This is a genomic window from Promicromonospora sp. NPDC050880, assembly GCF_044456525.1.
Classification (GTDB): domain Bacteria; phylum Actinomycetota; class Actinomycetes; order Actinomycetales; family Cellulomonadaceae; genus Promicromonospora.
This window is the reverse complement of record NZ_JBITFV010000001.1, coordinates 792,774-813,031: the sequence shown is the minus strand read 5'-3', so window position 1 is coordinate 813,031 and position 20,258 is coordinate 792,774. Positions and strand designations below refer to the sequence as shown.

The 20,258-nt window shown below is 74.7% G+C and carries 16 protein-coding genes; 8 read left to right on the top strand and 8 right to left on the bottom strand.

The window, feature by feature from the left end; genetic code table 11:
* Positions 1–2: 2 nt before the first annotated feature.
* The 5 genes from ACIBBF_RS03645 to ACIBBF_RS03625 all read right to left on the bottom strand — a co-directional run bounded on the left by ACIBBF_RS03645 (position 3) and on the right by ACIBBF_RS03625 (position 4,930).
* Positions 3–674: an EboA domain-containing protein gene (locus ACIBBF_RS03645; protein ID WP_397410573.1), complete on the bottom strand. Its 672-nt coding sequence runs from the start codon at positions 672–674 to the stop codon at positions 3–5.
* Complete coding sequence (locus ACIBBF_RS03640) at positions 671–1,558, bottom strand: sugar phosphate isomerase/epimerase family protein (protein ID WP_397410571.1); 888 nt, start codon at positions 1,556–1,558, stop codon at positions 671–673. The genes ACIBBF_RS03645 and ACIBBF_RS03640 overlap by 4 nt, the downstream gene beginning before the upstream one ends.
* On the bottom strand, positions 1,555–2,571 hold the full coding sequence (locus ACIBBF_RS03635; protein WP_397410570.1) for an SCO3242 family prenyltransferase: 1,017 nt from the start codon (positions 2,569–2,571) through the stop codon (positions 1,555–1,557). Before ACIBBF_RS03635 ends, ACIBBF_RS03640 begins: the two co-directional genes overlap by 4 nt.
* Positions 2,568–3,824 (bottom strand): inositol-3-phosphate synthase, encoded by a 1,257-nt coding sequence (locus ACIBBF_RS03630; RefSeq protein WP_397410568.1) that lies wholly within the window; start codon positions 3,822–3,824, stop codon positions 2,568–2,570. Before ACIBBF_RS03630 ends, ACIBBF_RS03635 begins: the two co-directional genes overlap by 4 nt.
* Before the next feature lie 164 nt (positions 3,825–3,988).
* Positions 3,989–4,930 (bottom strand): aldo/keto reductase, encoded by a 942-nt coding sequence (locus ACIBBF_RS03625; protein WP_397410566.1) that lies wholly within the window; start codon positions 4,928–4,930, stop codon positions 3,989–3,991.
* 83 nt (positions 4,931–5,013) lie between these two features.
* Between ACIBBF_RS03625 and ACIBBF_RS03620 the strand changes: the two genes are divergently transcribed.
* Together ACIBBF_RS03620 and cimA are read left to right on the top strand one after the other, a co-directional pair.
* Positions 5,014–5,589 carry a TetR/AcrR family transcriptional regulator gene (locus tag ACIBBF_RS03620; protein ID WP_397410564.1) on the top strand — a complete coding sequence of 192 codons (576 nt, stop codon included), beginning with the start codon at positions 5,014–5,016 and terminating at the stop codon, positions 5,587–5,589.
* 275 nt (positions 5,590–5,864) lie between these two features.
* Positions 5,865–7,496, top strand: a complete 1,632-nt coding sequence (cimA, locus tag ACIBBF_RS03615; RefSeq protein ID WP_397410562.1) for a citramalate synthase — start codon at positions 5,865–5,867, stop codon at positions 7,494–7,496.
* Between the two features lie 361 nt (positions 7,497–7,857).
* Here cimA and ACIBBF_RS03610 read toward each other — a convergent pair whose 3' ends face one another.
* Together ACIBBF_RS03610 and ACIBBF_RS03605 are read right to left on the bottom strand one after the other, a co-directional pair.
* Positions 7,858–8,832, bottom strand: a complete 975-nt coding sequence (locus tag ACIBBF_RS03610) for a hypothetical protein (RefSeq protein WP_397410560.1) — start codon at positions 8,830–8,832, stop codon at positions 7,858–7,860.
* A gap of 601 nt (positions 8,833–9,433) precedes the next feature.
* The gene (locus ACIBBF_RS03605) at positions 9,434–10,351 is read right to left on the bottom strand and encodes a general stress protein (protein ID WP_397410558.1); all 918 of its coding nucleotides are present in this window, start codon (positions 10,349–10,351) and stop codon (positions 9,434–9,436) included.
* Positions 10,352–10,423: 72 nt separating this feature from the next.
* On the opposite strand from ACIBBF_RS03605, the gene ACIBBF_RS03600 reads away from it, so the two are divergent.
* On the top strand, positions 10,424–11,755 hold the full coding sequence (locus ACIBBF_RS03600; RefSeq protein WP_397410556.1) for a magnesium transporter MgtE N-terminal domain-containing protein: 1,332 nt from the start codon (positions 10,424–10,426) through the stop codon (positions 11,753–11,755).
* Positions 11,748–12,263 (top strand): DUF1003 domain-containing protein, encoded by a 516-nt coding sequence (locus ACIBBF_RS03595; RefSeq protein ID WP_397410554.1) that lies wholly within the window; start codon positions 11,748–11,750, stop codon positions 12,261–12,263. The genes ACIBBF_RS03600 and ACIBBF_RS03595 overlap by 8 nt, the downstream gene beginning before the upstream one ends.
* A gap of 1 nt (position 12,264) precedes the next feature.
* On the opposite strand, the gene ACIBBF_RS03590 is transcribed toward ACIBBF_RS03595, so the two are convergent.
* Entirely contained in the window at positions 12,265–14,331 is a 2,067-nt protein-coding gene (locus ACIBBF_RS03590; protein ID WP_397410552.1) for a hypothetical protein, read from the bottom strand.
* Positions 14,332–14,442: 111 nt separating this feature from the next.
* Between ACIBBF_RS03590 and ACIBBF_RS03585 the strand changes: the two genes are divergently transcribed.
* From ACIBBF_RS03585 to galK, 4 genes are all read left to right on the top strand, one after another.
* Positions 14,443–15,582 carry an Mrp/NBP35 family ATP-binding protein gene (locus ACIBBF_RS03585; protein WP_397410550.1) on the top strand — a complete coding sequence of 380 codons (1,140 nt, stop codon included), beginning with the start codon at positions 14,443–14,445 and terminating at the stop codon, positions 15,580–15,582.
* 78 nt (positions 15,583–15,660) lie between these two features.
* Positions 15,661–16,650 (top strand): NAD-dependent epimerase/dehydratase family protein, encoded by a 990-nt coding sequence (locus tag ACIBBF_RS03580; protein WP_397410548.1) that lies wholly within the window; start codon positions 15,661–15,663, stop codon positions 16,648–16,650.
* 91 nt (positions 16,651–16,741) lie between these two features.
* Positions 16,742–18,844 (top strand): beta-galactosidase, encoded by a 2,103-nt coding sequence (locus ACIBBF_RS03575; protein WP_397410546.1) that lies wholly within the window; start codon positions 16,742–16,744, stop codon positions 18,842–18,844.
* A gap of 82 nt (positions 18,845–18,926) precedes the next feature.
* A complete protein-coding gene (galK, locus tag ACIBBF_RS03570) occupies positions 18,927–20,159 on the top strand; it encodes a galactokinase (protein WP_397410544.1) in 1,233 nt (410 codons plus the stop codon).
* Positions 20,160–20,258: the final 99 nt, after the last annotated feature.

Sequence of the window (20,258 nt, the reverse complement as noted above, 5' to 3'; positions counted from 1 at the left end):
CGTCAGTCCTTCGTCGTGCCGGTTCGGATGCTGGTGCCGGTGAGCAGGTCGAGGTCGGCGGGTACGGTGCGGCCCGCGGCCCGGCGCTCGGCGGCGAAGTCGCGGGCCATACGGTCGAGCTCGGCGTCGGCGCGGGCGTCCAGGTCGTGCACGGCCGCGAGGCTCACGCCCTGGAAGACGAGCTTGAGCACGGCGTGCCGCCAGGTGTGCTGGTCCAGGTGCCGGGACCCGAAGGGGCCGACGGCGGCCGCGACGAGGCTGGGGTCGTTGGCCCGCAGGGCGTCGAGGGCGAGGTCGAGCCCGGCGGGCACGAGGTCGCCGACGTCGCCCCGCTCGGTCAGTGCGTCGAGGCCGCGCAGCACGCCGCGCCGCTCGGCGCCGTCGCCCTGGTGGTAGAGCGTGGTCAGGCGGCCGGCGCAGTCGGGGCCGGTGCCCACGGCGTCGGCCAGTGCGACGACGAGGGCCGCGCGGGCGGCGTCGTCGACGGTGCCGTGCACGACGCCGGCCGGGTCGCTGGCGGGGTGCAGCGGACCGCGCCCGACCCGGCGGGCCGCCAGGGCGAACGCGCGGGTGATCGTGTCCGGGTCGCGCGCGACGTCGGCGCGGGCGCCGGCGAGCCAGGCAGATGCGGGGTCCGGGTCGGTGTCCGGGCTGGTCGGGGCGTCGGTGCTCATGACACGGTCCTCTCGCTGATGGGCGCGCCGATGACCGCGGCCCACGCCCGCATCAGGGCGGTCCGGCCGTCCAGGGCGAGCCGCGGCGCGTCGTGGGAGTGGCGGGGCAGCTCGATCGCGGCGACGCCGGTGTAGCCGATGTCGGCGAGCGTGGCGAGCACCTGCGGCAGGTCGATCTCGCCCTCGCCGAACGGGCGGTGCTCGTGGTGGGTGCGGGGCATGTCGTCGAGCTGCACGTTGCTCATGTGGGGCGCGGCGGCGCGCAGCGCACCCTCGACACCGCCGGGTTCGACCACCAGGCAGTGCCCGACGTCGACGGTGATGCCCAGCTCGGGCGGCTCGCCGACGTCGGCCAGGAGCCGCAGGGCGTCGTCGACCGTCTCGACGAGCATGCCGGGCTCGGGCTCGATCGCGAGCCGCACGCCGCGCTCGCCGGCGTACTGGGCCAGCGCGGGGATGCGGTCGCGGAGCCGGGCCCAGCCGTCGGCGGGGGCGGCGTCGTCGGGCAGGATCCCGGAGAAGAACGAGACGCAGGAGGCGTCCAGGTCGGCCGCGACCTCGATGGCCCGTTCGAGGAACCGCATCCGCAGGGCGGCGTCGCGGTCCACGAGCGTGGGCCGGTGCTTGCGCAGCGGGTCGAGCAGGTAGCGCGTCCCGGTCTCGACGACCACCGCCGCTCCCTTGCCGCCGCGCATGCGCGCCAGGTGGGACCGCACGGCGGCGACCTCGGTGGGCGCACCGGGGGCGAACGGGTCCAGGTGCGGAAACCCGAGCGTGAGCGCGACGGCGTCGTAGCCCACGTCGTCGAGCACGTCGAGCGCGGTGTGCAGCGGGTGGTCGCCGAAGCCGTTGGTGCCGTAGCCCAGCAGGAACGGGGGCCTCATGTGATGCTCACCCCCGCCCGGCCGCGGGCCCGGCCCAGCAGCCGCAGCCCGTACCCGGCGGCGGCCACCCCGGCGAGCAGCGCCGTGGTGCCCAGGCTTCCCGCCCGCGCCGCCCATGCCGCCTGGAGCGGCACCATGGCCTGGATCCCGGACCGGGTGGCGGTGCGGGCGTTGGCCGCGGTCGGCTCGGCCGCCGCGCGGACCTGGCCGGGCAGGGCAGCCGTCGTGTAGGCGGCGGCCGCCGCGACGGTGGCCCACCGCGCGACGGCTCCGCCGTTCCCGTTCCGCGACGGCGTGGCGGCCGCCGCGACGGCCCCTGCCACGGTTCCGGCGGCCACACCCCCGGCCACCTGCGGCGACGTGCCGTGCACCTCACCGCGCGAGAGCACGGTGACGCCGAGGGTGTGGGCGGTGAGCCCGGCGGCGGCCGGGAGCGCGGCCCGCACGCGGCCCGGCGTGGCACCGAGCAGCACGTCCAGCCCGCGGCAGGCGGCCATGACGAACGGACCGGCCGGCCGGTCCTTGGCGACCAGGTCGTAGGTCCAGACGCAGGCGGCGAGCGGCACGGCGACGGCGAGCGCCCGCCGTCCGCCCGCGAGGCCCGCCGCCGTCAGGCCGCCCGCGGTGAGCGCGGCGCCGACCGTGAGTGCGCCCCGGGGCGTGATCCGGCCGGACGGGATGGGCCGCTCCGGGCGCTCGACGGCGTCGACGTGCCGGTCGCCGTAGTCGTTGAGCGCCATCCCGCCGAGGTACAGGCACGCGGACGCGACGGGCAGCAGCGCATGGCGGGCGCGCAGCGGCACGGGCGCCGCGGCCCGTGCGGCCGCCAGCCCGGCGAGCGAGTCCCCGACGACGGACAGCGCGGCGGGTGCCCGCACCAGCTCCGCGAGGTCCGCGAGCCGGGCCCGGCGCGCGGCGGGCGGGCCGGCCGCCGTGGCGCCGGGAGCCGACGACTGCGTGCGCAGCGGAGGGTTGAAGCGAGGGGTGAAGCGGCGGGACGCGCGCGTCGTCATGGGCGGGCCTGCGCGGTGCGGCGCACCCAGTCCTCCAGCGCGACCGCCTGGGCGGCGGCGTCGTGCACGTCGGAGGTCCACGGGTCCTTGAAGAAGAAGCCGAGCTCCGGGACGGGGCCGCTGATCCCGGCGGCGTGGGCGAGGGCGAGCAGGCGCGCCAGGTCGAGCACGAGCGGTGCCGCGAGCATCGAGTCGTGGGCGCTCCAGGTGGTCTGCAGCGTGATCCGCGACCCGAGGAACCCCTCGACGTGCACGTGGTCCCACGCGACCTTGATGTCGCCCAGGTCGGGCACGTTGTCGATGTGCAGGGGCGTGGTCTCGCTGCCCGTCAGCGCTGTCAGGCCCCGGGTCTTGGTGGCGAGCTTGCTGCGCACGGCGTCGGGGTCGGCGAGCGTGGCGCCGTCGCCGCCGCCCAGCAGGTTGGTGCCGGACCAGGAGAGCACCTTCAGGCCGCGGGCGGCGAACGCGGGAGCCAGCACGGTGCGCAGCCAGGTCTGCCCGGTCTTGCCGTCCTGCCCGGCCACGGGGATGCCGCGCTCCTGCGCGAGCGCCGTCAGGGCGGGCACGCCCATGCCCGCCGAAGGGGTGAAGGCCGCGTACGACGCCCCGGCCAGGATCGCCGCATACGCCGACACGGACGACGCGGGCAGCACCGCGCGGTCCGGGTCCGCCAGGGCGGCCAGCAGGGCCTCGGGGTCGTGGAGCTCGGGCACGTCGGTGACCGGCGGCTCCGTCGAGGACAGGTCGATCACCACGACCCGGGCCAGCCCGTGCCGGTCCTGGAACGCGGTGATGTCGCCGGCGAGGCGTTCGGCCACAGCCTGCTGGGACACGGGCTGCTGGGACACGGGCTGCTCGGACACGGCCCGCTCGGACACGGCGGCGTCCGGCCCGGGGCCGTGGCCGGCGTGCGGGTCGTACCCGGGCCGCACCTCGGCGTCGGCCCGTTCGACGGCGTCGTGCGTCGCGGCGAGCAGGCGCGGCGGGATCATCCCCGTCTCCACGAGCCGCTCGGCGCGCTTGGTCATGGTGACGGCGGAGATGTCGTGCCCGCCCACCACGAGGTCGGCGAACTCGGGCAGGCCCGCGGAGGCGAACGGCTCCCGCGCGGTCACGCAGCCGGTCGGCGGCGCCTGGGCGCCCGCGATGGCCGCGAGGCCCACCGTCGCGGTGGTGGCCACGGAGCCGCGGGCTCCGACGAACCAGATTCCAGTGCGTTCTGCGGCGTGATGGCGTGCAGAGGCGTCGTGCATCGTTGCTCCCCGGTCCGACGTCGTCGTCCCGAGCAACCTATCCGGACTTATGCCGATTAGCAAACAAAAGTTCAAAGTTCACCGCGAGAAGCGCGATTCCCGACATCAGCCGATGTTTCTCCGCCCTCCCGGCCGGGAGGGCGGAGAAACCGGAGCCGCGGCGCTCAGGCCAGGCGCACGTCCGCACCGCGCGACGTCACGGCGTCGAGCGAGGCGAGCACCCCGTCGAACTCCTCGCTCAGGGCCAGGGCACCCGCCGCGACATTCTGCTCCAGGTGACCGGCATCCCCGGTGCCCGGGATGAGCAGCGTGCCGGCCGATCGGCGCAGCAGCCAGGCGAGGCCGACCTGCGACGGCGTGACGTCGAGCGCGGCGCTCGCGGCGAGCACGGCCGGCTCGTCGGTGACCTTCGGCATGCCGGGGAACGCGCCGCCCAGCGGGAAGAACGGCACCCACGCGATGCCGTGGGCCGTGCAGAGGTCCACCATCTCCTCGTCGGGGCGGGCGACCAGGCTGTACGCGTTCTGCACGCACGCGATGCCGGCCGGGAGCGCCCGGCGCAGCACGTCCTGCGTCACGCTGCTCAGCCCGATCGCGCCGATCTTGCCCTCGTCACGCAGGGCGGTCATGACCGCGAGCTGGTCGTCGAGGTCGACCACCTGGTCACCTTCCGCCAGGACGCCGGGCAGGGTGTCCATGCGGCGCAGGTTCACCACCGGGATCTGCTCGGTGCCGAGGCTCCTGAGGTTGTCCTCGACGCTGGCCCGCAGCTGCTCGGGCCGCTGGGCCGCGCGCAGGGGCACCGGGCCGTGGGGGTCGGGGTCGGCCCCCACCTTGGAGACGACGACGGCGCCGTCCTCGGGTCGGAGCGTGTCGCGGAGCAGCTCGTTGACGAAGCCGTTGCCGTAGAACTGCGCGGTGTCGAAGTGGTCGACGCCGAGCTCGACCGCGCGGCGCAGGAGTGCGGCCGCGGCCGCGCGATCGCCGTGCAGCCGCTCGAGCTGCATGGCGCCGTAGCCGACGCGGGAGACGGTGTGGCCGGCGAGCGGCGCAGTGCCGCCGGGGCGCGGGGTGCCGGGGGTTTCGGGAGCGGTGCTGGATGTCATGGAAGACCAGTCCTCGTGCGATGATGGATGAAGCGGAGGACCCTCCGCTCTTCGACCGTAGCACAACCGGAGGTGCCTCCGCTTTGTCTGTCCCCGCATCCGGCCGTCCGGCGCGCTCCGACGCGCTCCGCAACCGCGGCAAGCTCGTGGCCGCCGCCCAGGAGGTGTTCGCCGCGTCGGACGACACCGTGTCGCTGGAACGTGTGGCCCGCGCCGCCGGCGTCGGGATCGGCACGCTCTACCGTCACTTCCCCACCCGCGAGGACCTCGTCGAGGCCGTGTACGGCGCCGAGCTGGACGCCGTCGCGGCCAGCGCCGCCGAGCTGCTCGGCCAGCTCCCGCCCGACCAGGCGCTCCGGGCGTGGATGGACCGCTACGCCGCCTTCGTCGCGACCAAGCGCGGCATGCTCGACACGCTGCGCACCGGCTGGGCGACGGGGCGCATCGACCAGTCCGTCACGCGGGAGCGCGTGGCGGCTGCCCTGGGCTCGATCCTCCAGGAAGGTGCGCGGACGGGGGTGCTCCGTGCCGATGTCGATCCGTCGGACGTCGCCGCGCTCCTGCTCGGGGCGCTCCTGTTCGTGGGCGCCGAGGGCCGGCCGGACCGGACCGAGCGCCTGCTCGACCTCGTCGCGGCGGGGCTGCGGCCGGAGGGGTGACCATGGGTGCGGGTCCGTGCCGCGGTGCCGCCCGGCAGGGCCGGAGCCGCGTCCGGATCCTGGGCCGGGCTTTTGCCGATCGTCCGGCTGTGGCACCATGACCCGCATGACTCAGCGCTTCACCCCGAGCTCCACCCCGCGACAGGTGATCATCATTTCGTAGCGCGTCCGGCGAGAATCGCACCGGGCGCGCAGACCTTCCACACCCTGGAGGGTCTTTTTTGTTGGCCTGAAGACCTGGCACGGCCAGGTCGCACACATGGTTGGGAGCCTCGATGACCACCCCCTCGTTCCAGGTGTACGACACGACGCTGCGTGACGGCGCGCAGCAGGAGGGCATGAGCCTCTCCGTCTCCGACAAGCTCGCCATCGCGGCGCTGCTCGACGAGCTCGGCGTCGGCTACATCGAGGGCGGCTGGCCGGGGGCCGTGCCCAAGGACACCGACTTCTTCGCCCGGGCCGCCGCCGAGCTGACCCTGAAGAACGCGGTGCTCGCGGCGTTCGGCGCCACCCGCCGGGCGGGCGTGCGCGCGGGAGACGACCCGCAGGTGCGCGCGCTGCTCGACGCCGCGACCCCCGTGGTCACGCTCGTGGCCAAGTCGGACGTGCGGCACGTCGAGCGCGCGCTCAGGACGACCCGCGCCGAGAACCTCGCGATGATCAGCGACACCGTCGCGTTCCTCGTGGGCGAGGGCCGCCGCGTGGTGCTGGACGCCGAGCACTTCTTCGACGGCTACCGGTTCGACCGCGAGTACGCGACCAGCGCCGTGACCACCGCGTTCGAGGCCGGTGCCGAGGTGGTCACCCTCTGCGACACCAACGGCGGCATGCTGCCGACCTGGGTGGGCGAGATCGTCCACGAGCTGCGGGCCTCGACCGGTGCCGGGGCGGACGACCTGCTCGGCGTGCACGCGCACAACGACAGCGGCTGCGCCGTCGCCAACTCGCTGGCGGCCGTCGAGGCGGGCGCGACCCACGTGCAGGGAACGGTCAACGGCTACGGCGAGCGCACCGGCAACGCCGACCTCATCACCGTCGTGGCCAACCTGGAGCTCAAGGGCGGCATGACCCTGCTGGCCGACGGCGGGCTGCGCGAGGCGACCCGGATCTCGCACGCCATCAGCGAGATCACCAACATCTCGCCGTTCGCGCGGCAGCCGTACGTGGGGGCCAGCGCGTTCGCGCACAAGGGCGGCCTGCACGCCAGCGCCATCCGCGTGGACCCCGACATGTACCAGCACACCGACCCCACGCTGGTGGGCAACGACATGCGCATGCTGGTCTCGGACATGGCCGGCCGCGCGTCGATCGAGCTCAAGGGCCGCGAGCTCGGCTTCGACCTCGCGGGCCAGGGTGAGCTGCTCTCGCGCGTCACCAACCGCGTGAAGGACGACGAGGCCGCGGGCTACACCTACGAGGCCGCCGACGCGTCGTTCGACCTGCTGCTGCGCTCCGAGCTGGGGCAGCGCCCGGAGTTCTTCGCCGTCGAGTCGTGGCGCACCATCGTGGAGACGGTGCCGGCGGGCGCCGCCCCGCCGTCGGTCCACGCTCCCGACGCCGCCGCCGTGGCCGAGGCGACCGTCAAGATCCGCGCCGGCGGGGAGCGGATCGTCACCACGGGTGAGGGCAACGGGCCGGTCAACGCCCTGGACCAGGCGCTGCGGCACGCGCTGTCGCGGGTCTACCCGGAGCTGGACCGGTTCGAGCTCATCGACTTCAAGGTGCGGATCCTGGACACGGAGCTCGGTACGGACGCGATCACACGGGTGCTGATCGAGACGAGCGACGGCGGGCGGTCGTGGTCCACGGTCGGCGTCGGCCCCAACATGGTCGAGGCCGCCTGGGAGGCGGTCACGGAGGCGTACGTCTACGGCCTGCTGACCTCGGGCGTGGAACCCCGCCCGTGAGGTAGCGCCCTGGCGAGACAGAACGGTGGGGGGGGGGGGGGCGGGGGGGGGGGGGGGGGGGGGCGGGGGGTGGGGGGGGGGGGGGGGGGGGGGGGGGGGGGGGGGGGGGGGGGGGGGGGGGGGCCGGCGGGGGGGCGGGGGCCCCCCCCCCCCCCCCCCCCCCCCCCCGAAGATCGGTCCGGTCGACGTGCATCTGACCGAAGGTGAGAGCCCGACCGACGTGCATCCGAGCGAAGGTGAGCCCGGTCAACGTGCATCCGACCGACGATGAGCCCGGCCGACGTGCATCTGACCGATGCTGCCCGTCGTGCATCTGACCGAAACCGTCCTCAGCCGCGGTGCATCTGACCGGTTTCGCGTGTCAGGACGGGCGGAGCAACGGATCCAGGCGGGCCGCGTCCACGGCGTCGCGCGGGAGATGGCGGACGAATCGCGCAATCATCGCGGGCACGTCGCGCCTGTCCGAGGCGCTGACGCTCTCGATGGTGATGCCGGCCTGCCGGATCGCACCCGCTCGCGCCTTCTCGTCCAGGTACTCCTGCGCCGGGTCGTGTCCCGGGCGCACGCCGTCGGGACGGTACTTCACACGCCCGTCGAACTCGATGCCCAGAGCCCACCGGTCGTACCCGAGGTCGGTGTGGAAGACACCCGCCGCGGTACAGACCGGCATCTGCGTGACGGGCCGGGGCAGCCCGCGCCGGAGGATCTCGTACCTGACCCAGGTCTCCCAGGCGGACTGGGCGCCGGCGTCGGCCAGCTCGATCACCCGGCGGGCCCGGCGCGTGCCGCGTCGGTCCGGCATGGCGGCGAGCACCTCGAGCAACGTCTCCCGCGCGAGGCCCATGGCCAGTACGGAGTCGGCGATCACGAGTGCTTCGAGGGGATGCAGGGTCCGTGCGCAGTCGACGACGGTGCGCGCCAACGACGTCACAGGAATGCCCGACGCGACGGCGACGTCCTGCGCGGAGAACGTCCAGGCGTGACGACGGACGTCCGCCGCGGCATGGGCCGAGGCACGGTAGCGCTGGTAGACGTGTGTGACGGTGGGTATGGACCAGAGGCGGAGCCCCAGGAGCAGGGCCGCCGAGACGTGACCGAACACGTGGTCGGCCCTGAGCTGGGTATGCAGGGCGCTGATCCGCGCGAGCGCCAGTCGGCGCGCCTCCTGGTACGCCCGGCCTGGGCCCTCGGCCTGGATCTGGTCCGGTGGGCAGTAGGCTCCGCGCCGGACCCGGAGGATGTCGCCGGCCCGGGCGGACGCGGCAAGTCGGTTGCGATCATGCTCCAACGTCAGCGTGACGGCGGGGATCGTGATGGTGGTGATCGTTGTGGTCATGCCTCGACGGTCCACCGTGGCCGACCGCTCGAGAGGCCTGGACCGGGCCGCCTGTGCACCGGCACGGATTACGGCGCGCTGTGGTCGAGCTCGGGCCGAGCGTGCGTCTGGGACAGGGTCCCGGCGCAGAACCCAGAACATGCTCGGTCATCTGCCGGCGGTAGCGGCGCGACTTCGGTCATCCGTCAGCGGCAGCAACATGACTTCGGTCATCCATCAGCGGCACCAGCATGACTTCGGTCATCCGTCAGCAGCAGCAACATGACTTCGGTCCCTTGCGCCGAGATCGGTCAACCGGTTGACCGATCTCGGCGCAAGGGACCGAAGTCAGCAGTGGTCACACCGCGAAGGGCCGAACACGTGCCCAGCGTGCCCAGCGCACCCAGCGCACCCAGTAGGAACTCGGCAGGAAGACAGCCGGAATGCAGCGGGAACACAGGAGACCCCGGGCGGCCCCGGACGGTGCGCGAGCACCATGCCGACCGTCGTGGCAGCGAGCGCGACCTCCGAAGCTGGCGCCGTTCCCTCCAGGGCGAGCACGACCTCCGAAGCTGGCGCCGGCTCCTCCGCAGCAAGCGCGGTCTCCGGAGCGAGCGCGACCCTACTTCTGGTCGTCGCTCGGGGGTGCGTACGGGTTGGCCGGCGGTGTGGTGCGCGACGTCGGGACGTCGTCCTGGTCGGCGGCCGCTGCCGTGGGCCGGTCGGACCCGGTGTCCTGCGCCGTCGGCGCATCCGTCGGGGCGCCAGGAGCCGGCTGCCCGGACTCAGCGACCCCGCCACTCGGCGTGCCCGAGGCCGGTGCCGCATCCGACGCGCCCGGGGTCGTGTCCGCCGAGGGAGCAGCCGGCGCCTGCGACCCCGGGCGCATCGCGCCGTACCGCGGCTCGCCCGACGGCGTGACCCAGCGCGGGTCGGCCGGGCGGGTCGGCGGAGCGGCGGGCCCGGTCGGCGCGGCGGCCGGCGGCTGCGCACCGTACGCGGGCGGGGCCGTGGGCGCCGGGACCCCGACGGTGGCCGTTCCCCGGGACTTGCCCAGTCCGCTCGGCGACTGCGCCAGCAGGGCGCGTGCGTCCGACGCGTGGTCGTGGCCGCAGAGGATCGCGTACGTGGCCGCGACGATCTGCGACGAGGAGGTGAAGTCGCGGCGTCCGCCCGTGAACGAGTACGACAGGATCGAGAACAGCAGACCGAAGCCGGCACCGAGCGCGATGCCCGCGAACATCACCTGGAACCCGGACGAACCTGCGAACAGCGTGAGCAGGAGCCCGACGAAGAAACCGAACCAGGCACCCGACAACGCACCCGCGAGCGCTACGCGGCCATAGGTGAGACGGCCCGTGACGCGCTCGACCATGCGCAGGTCGGTGCCCACGATCGTGACGTTCTCGACGGGGAACTTGTTGTCGGAGAGGTAGTCGACTGCTTTCTGCGCCTCCAGGTAGGTGGAGTACGCGGCGACCTCGTCACCGGCCGGCAGGGTCGGGACCTTCGGGACGGCACCCGGGCGAGACATGCTCATACCCCTAGTCTCCCCCACCCGGGCGGAAGTGGCGAGGAGCGAGGGTGTGGGGCGGGTCGTAGGCTGACCAGCGTGAGCGCCGGCAGCAGGGTCTTCGTGGCACGTCTGGCAGGCACCGTGGTCTTCGACCCGATCGGGGACCAGGTGGGCCGCGTCCGCGACGTCGTCGTGCTCGTCCGGGCGAAAGGGGCGCCGCGGGCGGTGGGCCTGGTGGTCGAGGTGCCGGGCCGACGCCGGGTCTTCCTGCCGCTGACCCGGGTGACGAGCATCGACCCCGGGCAGGTGATCAGCACGGGCCTGGTGAACATGCGGCGGTTCGAGCAGCGGGCCATGGAGTCGGTGGTGCTCGGCGAGCTGCTCGACCGCCGCGTGCAGCTCAAGGACGGCTCGGGCGAGGTGACCATCGAGGACGTGTCGATCGCGCAGCAGCGGACGGGCGACTGGCTGGTGGACCAGCTCTTCGTGCGGCGGCGGTCGGCCCGTGGTTCGGCACCGTTCCGCCGGGGGTCCACCCTGACGGTGCCGGTCGACGCCGTGGCAGACCTCACCGCCCGCTCGGCGGAGCAGGGTGCCGCGCGCCTGCTGGAGGCGTACGAGGACATGCGCGCGGCGGACCTCGCGGACGTGATCCGCGACCTGGGCACGGCGCGCCGCCTGGAGATCGCCACCGCGCTGAACGACGAGCGCCTGGCCGACGTGCTGGAGGAGCTGCCGGAGGACGCGCAGGTGTCCATCCTGTCGGGCCTGGACGTCGACCGCGCGGCCGACGTGCTGGAGGTCATGGAGCCCGACGACGCCGCCGACCTGCTGCACGAGCTGCCCGAGGAGCAGGCCGCCCAGCTGCTGAACCTCATGGAGCCGGAGGAGGCCGCGGACGTCCGGCGCCTGCTGGAGTACGCCGAGGACACGGCCGGCGGCCTGATGACCACCGAACCGGTGATCCTGGGCGCGGACGACACGATCGCGACCGCCCTGGCCTCCATCCGGCGCTCGGAGCTGCCGCCGGCCCTGGCGTCCATGGTGTTCGTGGTGCGCCCGCCGCTGGAGACGCCGACGGGCCGGTTCCTCGGCGTCGCGCACTTCCAGCGGCTGCTGCGCGAGCCGCCGCACGCGGCGGTCGGGTCGGTGCTCGACGCCGAGACCGAGTGGCTCACCCACGACGCGTCGGTGGGGCAGGTGACCCGGCTCCTGGCCGCCTACGACCTGCTCGCGCTGCCCGTGCTGGACGCCCAGCGCCGGCTGCTGGGCGTCGTGACCGTCGACGACGTGCTGGACCACATTCTCCCGGACGACTGGCGCGACAGCGACGACGAGCGGATGGAGGCCGTGTCGGCGCAGGCCGCCCCGGCGGCGCGGCGTCGGCCCGCGCAGCGCCCGGCGGGACGGGGGCCGCGCCGTGGCTGACCGCCTCGACACCCCGCTCGCCCAGCGCCGCGGTCTGGTGCCCCGGTTCCGGGTGGACCAGGACGCCGTCGGGAAGGCCACCGAGGCGATCGCCCGGTTCCTGGGCACGCCGCGGTTCCTCATCTACCTGACGGTCTTCTGCCTGCTGTGGCTCGCGTGGAACTCGTGGGGCCCGGAGGGTCTGCGGTTCGACAGCGCGGCCAACGGCTTCACGGCACTCACCCTCATGCTGTCGCTGCAGGCCAGCTACGCGGCCCCGCTGATCCTGCTGGCGCAGAACCGGCAGGACGACCGCGACCGGGTCACGGCCGAGCAGGACCGGCAGCGCGGTGAGCGCAACCTCGCCGACACGGAGTACCTGGCGCGGGAGATGGCGGCGCTGCGCATCGCGCTGAACGAGGTCGCCACGCGCGACTTCGTGCGCTCCGAGATCCGCAACCTCCTGGAGGAGCTGGACGAGAAGGGCCGGGAGCGGGACCGGTCCGGCGAGCAGGACCAGCCGGGCTGAGTCACGGCTCGACGTCGTCGTGCAGCACCACCCGGGACAGCTCGAACGAGCCGCCGGACAGCCGCCAGTAGTGCAGCCGGCGGGCCGACGGCGTGTTGACCTGGAGGGCGACCCGCCAGCACACCGCGCCGTCGTCCCGCTGCCGGACGGGGTCGTCGCCGCCGGAGCCGGTCCGCAGGCGGTGCACCTGGAGCCCGTTCATCTCGGGAGCGAGCCCGGTCAGCACCATGACCAGCGTCCACACGACCCGCTCCCGGCTGACGCCCTCGACGTCGGCCAGGGAGGCGAGGAACCGCGGGCCGAGCGTGTACGGGGCGAGGGGACGCCCCGCCTTCTCGGCGGCGGGGATCGCCCGGGCCCACTCGGTCAGCACCTCGAACCGGAGCTGGTCCTCGTCGTCGGGGAAGAACCGTTCCTCGGGCGGCTCGTCCCCCGCGTCGCCGAGCCGGCGACGCAGCCGTGCGGCCTCCTGCCGGGCCTTGCGCAGCGCGGTCGCCTGCTGCTCGGCGCGCCGCTCGGCACGCTCGAGCCGTTCGGTGAGCTCGCCGACGCGCCCGAGCAGCCGGTCGACCTCCAGCTCGACCTGGTGCCGCTTGACCTTGTCGTCCAGCAGCTCCTTCGCGAGGGCCGCGACCTGGGACTTCGCGGCGTCCAGCGAGAGGCTGAGGTCACGTGCGGCCTTGCCCGGCGGCTCCGCCGGGCTGTCGGCCGCGCCGGCGGACGGAGCCGACGGCGAGGGCAGGGCGTCCTGCTCGCCGGCGTGCCACGCGGCGACGTCGGCCGGCGTGGGGGCGCGCGGACCGTCCGCGGGTAGGGGCTCGGGCTCGGGCGCGGGCGAGGACCCGGGGCCGGCCGGAGTGGGTCGCACACCGAACAGGTCGGCCGGCGTGGGCGCGCCGCCGTCCGGGGCGCGCTCGCCGGGCGCGCCGTCCACGACAGCCTGATCCAGGGCATCCGCGCCGAGACCACGTCCGTCCGAACCGCTCCCGTCCGAGCCGCTCCCGTCCGAGCCGCTCGCCTCCGGCACACCGCCCGGCCGCACGCGGACCGGCCCCAGCCGGACCGGCGGCTCCGGCGACGGGTCCTCGGCGGCCGAACGGTCCGGCTCCAGCCACGGCGGGCCCCCGTCCAGCAGGGCGATCGCGGGCACGGGCTCGTCCTGCGACTCGTCGACGTCGTCGAGCCGCAGCGCCAGGCCGTCGAGCGGCGCGGGGACCCGGCGGGCCGCCACCACCTCCCCCGGCGTGAACAGGTCGCCGAGCAGGTCCAGGTCGTTGCCGGTGATCTCCGCGCGGCGCACGCGCACCAGCACGCCCGGTGCGAGGGCGACGCGGACGGCGTCGTCCTCGACGGTCTCGATCCGGCCGAGCACCACCTGACCCACCCGGTAGGCGGCATGCACGGCGCGGCGCAGCGCGGCGCCGTCGGGCAGCATGCCGCGGATGTCGAGGAGGCGGCGGGCCGGGTCGAGCACACCCGTGACCCGCATGCCCGGCGCGAGCACGCTCCCCAGCGGCACGTCGGGCAGGACGAGCTCCTCCGCGACGGTCGCCTGGCCGCCGTCGTCGGTGCTGACCAGGGCGCGCGACCCGAGCAGGCCGAGCACCGTGCCACCCGTGACCGCCGCGTCCGCCGCGGCCCGCGACGAACCCACGATCCCCGCGCGCACCGCGAGCCGCATGACGTCACCCACGAGCCGGTCGTGCACCCGGGCGTCCTCGTCCGGGGAGTAGGCGAAGTGCAGCGGCGAACGACGTGGATGATGCACCCACTCCAGGTCGGTGCCGTAGACGCGGGAGGCGCCGCCGTAGACCTGCGTGTCCGGGGGCATGCCCGACGAGAACGCCCAGGACACGTCACCCGTGGGGATCACCACCACCTCGGCCAGGCCGGCGACGTCGTCGAGCACCCGCTGCGGGTCCACGAAGGGCGTGTCGTGGCCCGCGGGCGTCGAGATGACGACCACCGGCCGGTCGCGGCCCGGGCGCTGGAGCGCGGAGGCGAGCTCACGCGCCTGCCCCTCGGAGGCGACATGCCGAACTCGCGCGGGGACGCGTGCCTCGGTCATCGGGCCTCCTCACCGGTGGTGGTGACGCAGCGTACCGTTTCAACTGAGCTTCATTGCAAAAACATGAAAGCGCGTGCCGGACCCGCTGGACCCCCGTCCTAGGATCGGAACATGACCCCCGTCGACTCCCCCGCCCTCGAGGCCCGTGTGCGCGACGCGCTCACCGGCGTGCTCGATCCCGAGATCCGGCGCCCCATCACCGACCTGGGCATGGTCCGGTCGGTCGAGGTGTCGACGAACGGCCACGTCGCCGTCGGTGTCGACCTCACCGTCGCGGGGTGTCCGATGAAGTCGACGCTGGTCAAGGACGTGACCGCGGCGGCGAGCGCGGTCGAGGGGGTTGCCGGCGTCGACGTCGAGCTGGGCGTCATGACCCCCGAGCAGCGCTCGTCCCTGCGCTCGAAGCTCCGCGGCGGCGCGGGTGACCCCGTCATCCCGTTCTCTCAGCCGGGCTCGATGACCAAGGTGTTCGCGGTGGCCTCCGGCAAGGGCGGCGTGGGCAAGTCGTCCGTGACGGCCAACCTCGCGGTGGCGCTTGCGGCGGACGGCCTGTCGGTCGGCGTGATCGACGCGGACATCTACGGCTTCTCGATCCCCCGCATGCTGGGCGTGGACCGCCAGCCCACCCGGGTCGACAACATGCTGCTGCCGCCCATCGCGCACGGCGTCAAGGTGGTCTCGATCGGCATGTTCGTGCCGCAGGGCCAGCCCGTCGTGTGGCGCGGGCCGATGCTGCACCGCGCGCTGGAGCAGTTCCTCGCCGACGTGTTCTGGGGCGACCTCGACGTGCTGCTCCTGGACCTGCCGCCCGGCACCGGCGACATCGCGATCTCGGTGGCGCAGCTCCTGCCGTCCTCGGAGATCCTCGTGGTGACGACGCCGCAGGCCGCCGCCGCCGAGGTCGCCGAGCGCGCCGGGTCCGTGGCGACCCAGACGTCGCAGGGCGTGGTGGGCGTGGTCGAGAACATGTCGTGGCTGGAGCAGCCCGACGGCACGCGCCTGGAGGTCTTCGGCACGGGTGGTGGCGCCCAGGTCTCGGCCCGGCTCACCGACCTGGTCGGCAAGGACGTGCCGCTGCTCGGCCAGGTGCCGCTGGACGTCGCCGTCCGCGAGGGCGGGGACGGCGGGACCCCCGTGGTCCTCGCCGCCCCGGACTCACCCGGGGCCAAGGTGCTGCGCGAGGTCGCCTCCGCGCTCGCCGGCCGCCGGCGGGGGCTCGCCGGGATGCAGCTCGGCATCAACCCGGTCTGAGCACGGCCGGATTCGCCACCAGCAGATATCCCGGTATCTCCCTGGCACTCGCCCGGCCGGTGCGGTTCGGTGGGCACCATGCGAATCCTGGTGCTCGGCGGAACCGTCTTCCTCTCCCGCGCGGTCGCGGCGGCCGCCGTCGCGCGCGGCCACGACGTCGTGTGCGCGGCGCGCGGCGTGAGCGGCGCCGTGCCGGACGGCGCCGCGCTCGTCCGCTGGGACCGTGCCGAGGCGGTGCCCGCGGAGCTCACGGAGACGCCGTTCGACGCCGTCGTCGACGTCTCCCGGATCCCCTCGCACGTGCGCCGCGCGGTGGCCGCCTTCCCGGAGGCCCACTGGACGTTCGTGTCGACCATCAACGTGTACGCGGACACGGCCACGGTGGGCGGCACACCCGCCACGCTGCCCCTGCTCGACCCGATCGAGACCGACGACGACCCGGCGTCCGGGCCGGAGACCTACGGCGCGATGAAGGTCGCGTGCGAGAACCTGGTCCGGGACGGTGCTGCCGCCGCCCTCGTGATCCGGCCGGGCCTGATCGTCGGACCCGGGGACCCGAGCGGCCGGTTCACCTACTGGCCGGCCCGGTTCGCGCAGGCGGCCGAGGACGGCCTGCCGGTCCTGGTGCCCGAGCCCGTGGACGACCCGGTGCAGCTCGTCGACGTCCGCGACCTGGCCGACTGGATCGTCACCGCCGCCGAGCGGCGCACCACCGGAGACTACGACGCGGTCTGCCCGCCCGTGCCGCGCTCGGAGCTGCTGGCCCGCGTCGGTGACGGGACGGGGAGCACGCCGGAGCTGGTCGCGGTCGCGCCCGACGTCCTGGCCGGGCACGACGTCGCCCCGTGGTCCGGCCCCCGGTCGATCCCGTTCTGGGCCGGTGGCCTGGCGGAGGGTGGGTTCATGACGCACGACGTCACGGAGTCGCTGGAGGCGGGCCTGACGATCCGGCCGTTCGCCGAGACCGCACGCGACACCGTCGCGTGGCTGCGTGCGACACCGGACGCGCCGGTCACCGGTCTGACGCGAGAGGAGGAGCAGGAGGTGCTGACCGCGCTCCGCGGCTGACCGCTCGCGGGCCCGGCACCCACCGGCCCGGCCAGGCCCACCAGCCGGGAAGCGTATTCCCCACCGCGGCCCGAGCACCTACGGTGGTCCCGTGACCGCACCTGCTCTGCCCGAAGACCCCCGCCCCGCGAGCCAGCACTTCGTCCCCGGACCGCAGTTCGACGGCTGGCTCACCGGCGTCGACCAGATCGCCTACGGCGGCGACTACAACCCCGAGCAGTGGCCCGAGGAGGTCTGGGCGGAGGACGTCCGGCTCATGAACGAGGCGGGCGTGAACCTCGTCAGCCTCGGCATCTTCAGCTGGGCGCTCCTGGAGCCGCGCGAGGGCGAGTTCGACTTCGGCTGGCTGGACCGGATCATCGGTCTGCTGCACGACGGCGGGATCCGCATCCTGCTCGCCACCCCGACGGCCGCGCCGCCCGCCTGGCTGTACGCCGCGCACCCGGACGCCCGGGTGGTCGACCGGGACGGGACGCCGATGGGCCCGGGCGGGCGCGGCCTCATGGCGCCGACCGCCCCCGCCTACCGCGAGGCCGCCCTGCGCATCACGCGGGCTCTGGCCGAGCGCTACGGCACCCACCCGGCGCTGGCCGGATGGCACGTGCACAACGAGTACGGGGCGCCGGTCACCCTGGACTACTCGGTCCATGCCGAGCGCACGTTCCGGGACTGGCTGCGCGAGCGCTACGGCTCGCTCGACGCGCTGAACGCCGCGTGGGGCACGGCCTTCTGGGGCCAGCACTACGCCGACTGGGCGCACGTGCAGCTCCCCGCCGCCGCCCTCGAACCCGTCAACCCGGCCCAGCAGCTCGACTTCGCGCGGTTCTCCGACGCCGCGCTGCGCGCCTGCTTCATCGCGGAGCGGGACGCCGTCCGCGAGCACTCCTCCGCGCCGGTGACCACCAACTTCATGGCCGCGAGCTGCCCGTCGACGGACCTGTTCGCCTGGGCGCGGGAGGTCGACGTCGTCGCGAACGACCACTACCTCCGGGCCGCGAACCCGCAGGGGTACGTCGGGCTGGCCCTGGCCGCCGACCTCACCCGGTCGGTCGCGGGCGGCAAGCCGTGGCTGCTGCTGGAGCACTCGACGTCGGCCGTGAACTGGCAGCCGCGCAACGTGGCCAAGCGGCCCGGGGAGCTGGCCCGCAACTCGTTCGCCCACCTCGGCCGGGGCGCGGACGCGATCATGTTCTTCCAGTGGCGCGCCTCCCGGTCCGGCGCGGAGAAGTTCCACTCCGCGATGCTGCCGCACGCCGGCACCGCGTCCCGCGTGTGGCGCGAGGTGACCGAGCTGGGGGCGAACCTCGGGCGGCTCACGGAGCTGCGCGGCTCGCGCGTGCACGCCGACGTCGCGCTGGTGTGGGACTACGACTCGTTCTGGGCGCAGGACCTGGAGTTCCGCCCGAGCGTCGGTGCCCGGCACCGCGAGCGGATCGACACCTACTACGAGCGGCTCTGGCGCGACGGCCACACCGTGGACCTGGTGCGGCCGGGACAGGACCTGTCGGGCTACAAGCTGGTCGTCGCACCGGCGTCGTACCTGCTCCGGGCCGACGACGCGGCGAACCTCACGGCCTACGTCGAGGCCGGGGGCTCGCTGCTGGTGAGCTACTTCAGCGGCATCGTCGACGAGCACGACGCCGTGCACCCCGGCGGCTTCATGGCTCCGCTGCGCGACGCCCTGGGCGTGTGGGTCGAGGAGTTCCTGCCGCTGCGGGAGGAGGAGTCGCTGACCGTCGCCTACCGCGCGGGCGCGGCCGGTGCGGGCGCCGCGACCACGGAGACCACCGGACTCACCGGCACGGTCTGGGCGGACGACCTGGTGCTCGCCGGCGCGGAGCCCGTCGGCACCTACGCCGACGGCCCCAAGCCGGGCGGCGCCGCGATCACCCGGCACCGGCACGGCGCGGGCACCGGCTGGTACGTCTCGACGAGCCTCGACGTCGACACGCTGGCCACGGTCATGGCCGACGTGTACGCGGGTGCGGGCCTGACGCCGTCGGGCACCGTGGAGGGGCTGGAGGTGGTCCGGCGGCACGGCGACGCCGAGTACGTGGTCGCGATCAACCACACGGACCACGACGCACGCCTGCCCCTGGACGGTCCCGCGACCGACCTGCTCACGGGCAACCCGGTGGCGGGCGACGTGGACGTGCCCGCCGGCGCGGTCCGCGTGCTGCGCCAGGACGCCTGACGCCGGCCCGCCGGGCCTGCCGGCGGTCTCGCTGCCTGACCGGCTGTGGGTCCTGCGCGCCGAGGGGGCAATAATCGGTTCCGTGACCACCATCAACTGGCTCGAGGCCTGGAGCGCCGAGGACGGCGCGCGCCGGGTCGACGAGCTCTTCACCCGTTCGTTCGACGGCTCCCCCGAGGGCGTCTGGTCCGCCCCCGGGCGCGTCAACCTCATCGGGGAGCACACCGACTACAACGCCGGGCTCTGCCTGCCGACGGCGCTGCCGCACCGCACCTGGATCGCGCTGCGGCCACGCGAGGACGACCAGGTCCGGCTCGTGTCGGCCCAGGCCGAGGGCGTGTGGGAGGCGAGCCTGGCCGACATCGCGCCCGGCACCGTGCAGGGCTGGGGCGCCTACGTCGCCGGCGTGGCCTGGGCCCTGGCCGAGGCCGGGCACAAGGTGGGCGGCTTCGACGCCGCCGTCGACTCGTGCGTCCCGTTCGGCGCGGGGCTGAGCTCGTCGGCCGCGCTGGAGGCGGCCGTCGCCGTCGCCCTCGACGCGGTCGCCGGTCTCGGCCTGGCGGCGTCCGACGCCGGACGCGCCGAGCTGGTCGACGCCACCCGCCGGGCCGAGAACGAGATCGCGGGCGCCCCGACCGGCGGGCTGGACCAGTCGGCCTCGCTGCGGTGCCGCGAGGGCTACGCGCTGCTCCTGGACTTCCGGCCCGGGCTGAAGCCCCTGGAGTCGGGCGTGCCCGTGCCGTTCGACCTCGACACCGCCGGGCTCACGCTCCTGGTGGTCGACACCAAGGCGGAGCACTCGCACGTCTCCGGCGAGTACGGGGCGCGCCGCGCCTCGTGCGAGCGCGCCGCAGAGCTGCTCGGCCTGAGCTCGCTGCGCGACATCGCGCCGACCCTGGGCGGCATGGGCATCGACCGCGCCCTGGCCGAGCTCGAGCCGCACGACCCCGACGGCGTGCTGCGCCGGCGGGTGCGTCACGTGGTCTCCGAGATCGACCGCACCGCGCGGTTCGCCGACCTGGTGCGCGAGGGCCGCGCGGCCGACGTCGGCCCGTTCATGGTCGCCTCGCACGTCTCCCTGCGCGACGACTACGAGGTCTCGTGCCGCGAGCTCGACCTCGTCGTCGACTCGGCCATGGCCGCGGGCGCCCTGGGCGCGCGCATGACCGGCGGCGGGTTCGGCGGCAGCGCCATCGCGCTGGTCCGTCTGTCCGACGTCGACACCGTGGCCCAGGCCGTCGCGGACGCGTTCGCCGAGGCCGGCCTCACCGCGCCGGCCTTCCTGCTGGCCCCGCCGTCGGCCCCGGCGGGCTGAACCGCGGTCGGCCCGGCGGCTTGAGCCGCCGTCGGCCGCCACGACGGCCATCGGTCGTGGCGGCCTGAACCGGCGTTGGTCGTGGCGGCCTGATCCGCT

What these genes read in the sequence shown, in the direction of transcription:
- ACIBBF_RS03580 (WP_397410548.1), top strand. Translation starts at nt 15,661, where the DNA reads ATGCGAATCCTGGTGCTCGGCGGAACCGTCTTCCTCTCCCGCGCGGTC.
- ACIBBF_RS03640 (WP_397410571.1), bottom strand. Translation starts at nt 1,558, where the DNA reads ATGAGGCCCCCGTTCCTGCTGGGCTACGGCACCAACGGCTTCGGCGAC.
- ACIBBF_RS03625 (WP_397410566.1), bottom strand. Translation starts at nt 4,930, where the DNA reads ATGACATCCAGCACCGCTCCCGAAACCCCCGGCACCCCGCGCCCCGGC.
- ACIBBF_RS03585 (WP_397410550.1), top strand. Translation starts at nt 14,443, where the DNA reads ATGACCCCCGTCGACTCCCCCGCCCTCGAGGCCCGTGTGCGCGACGCG.
- ACIBBF_RS03605 (WP_397410558.1), bottom strand. Translation starts at nt 10,351, where the DNA reads ATGAGCATGTCTCGCCCGGGTGCCGTCCCGAAGGTCCCGACCCTGCCG.
- ACIBBF_RS03635 (WP_397410570.1), bottom strand. Translation starts at nt 2,571, where the DNA reads ATGACGACGCGCGCGTCCCGCCGCTTCACCCCTCGCTTCAACCCTCCG.
- ACIBBF_RS03590 (WP_397410552.1), bottom strand. Translation starts at nt 14,331, where the DNA reads ATGACCGAGGCACGCGTCCCCGCGCGAGTTCGGCATGTCGCCTCCGAG.
- ACIBBF_RS03630 (WP_397410568.1), bottom strand. Translation starts at nt 3,824, where the DNA reads ATGCACGACGCCTCTGCACGCCATCACGCCGCAGAACGCACTGGAATC.
- ACIBBF_RS03645 (WP_397410573.1), bottom strand. Translation starts at nt 674, where the DNA reads ATGAGCACCGACGCCCCGACCAGCCCGGACACCGACCCGGACCCCGCA.
- cimA (WP_397410562.1), top strand. Translation starts at nt 5,865, where the DNA reads ATGACCACCCCCTCGTTCCAGGTGTACGACACGACGCTGCGTGACGGC.
- ACIBBF_RS03610 (WP_397410560.1), bottom strand. Translation starts at nt 8,832, where the DNA reads ATGACCACAACGATCACCACCATCACGATCCCCGCCGTCACGCTGACG.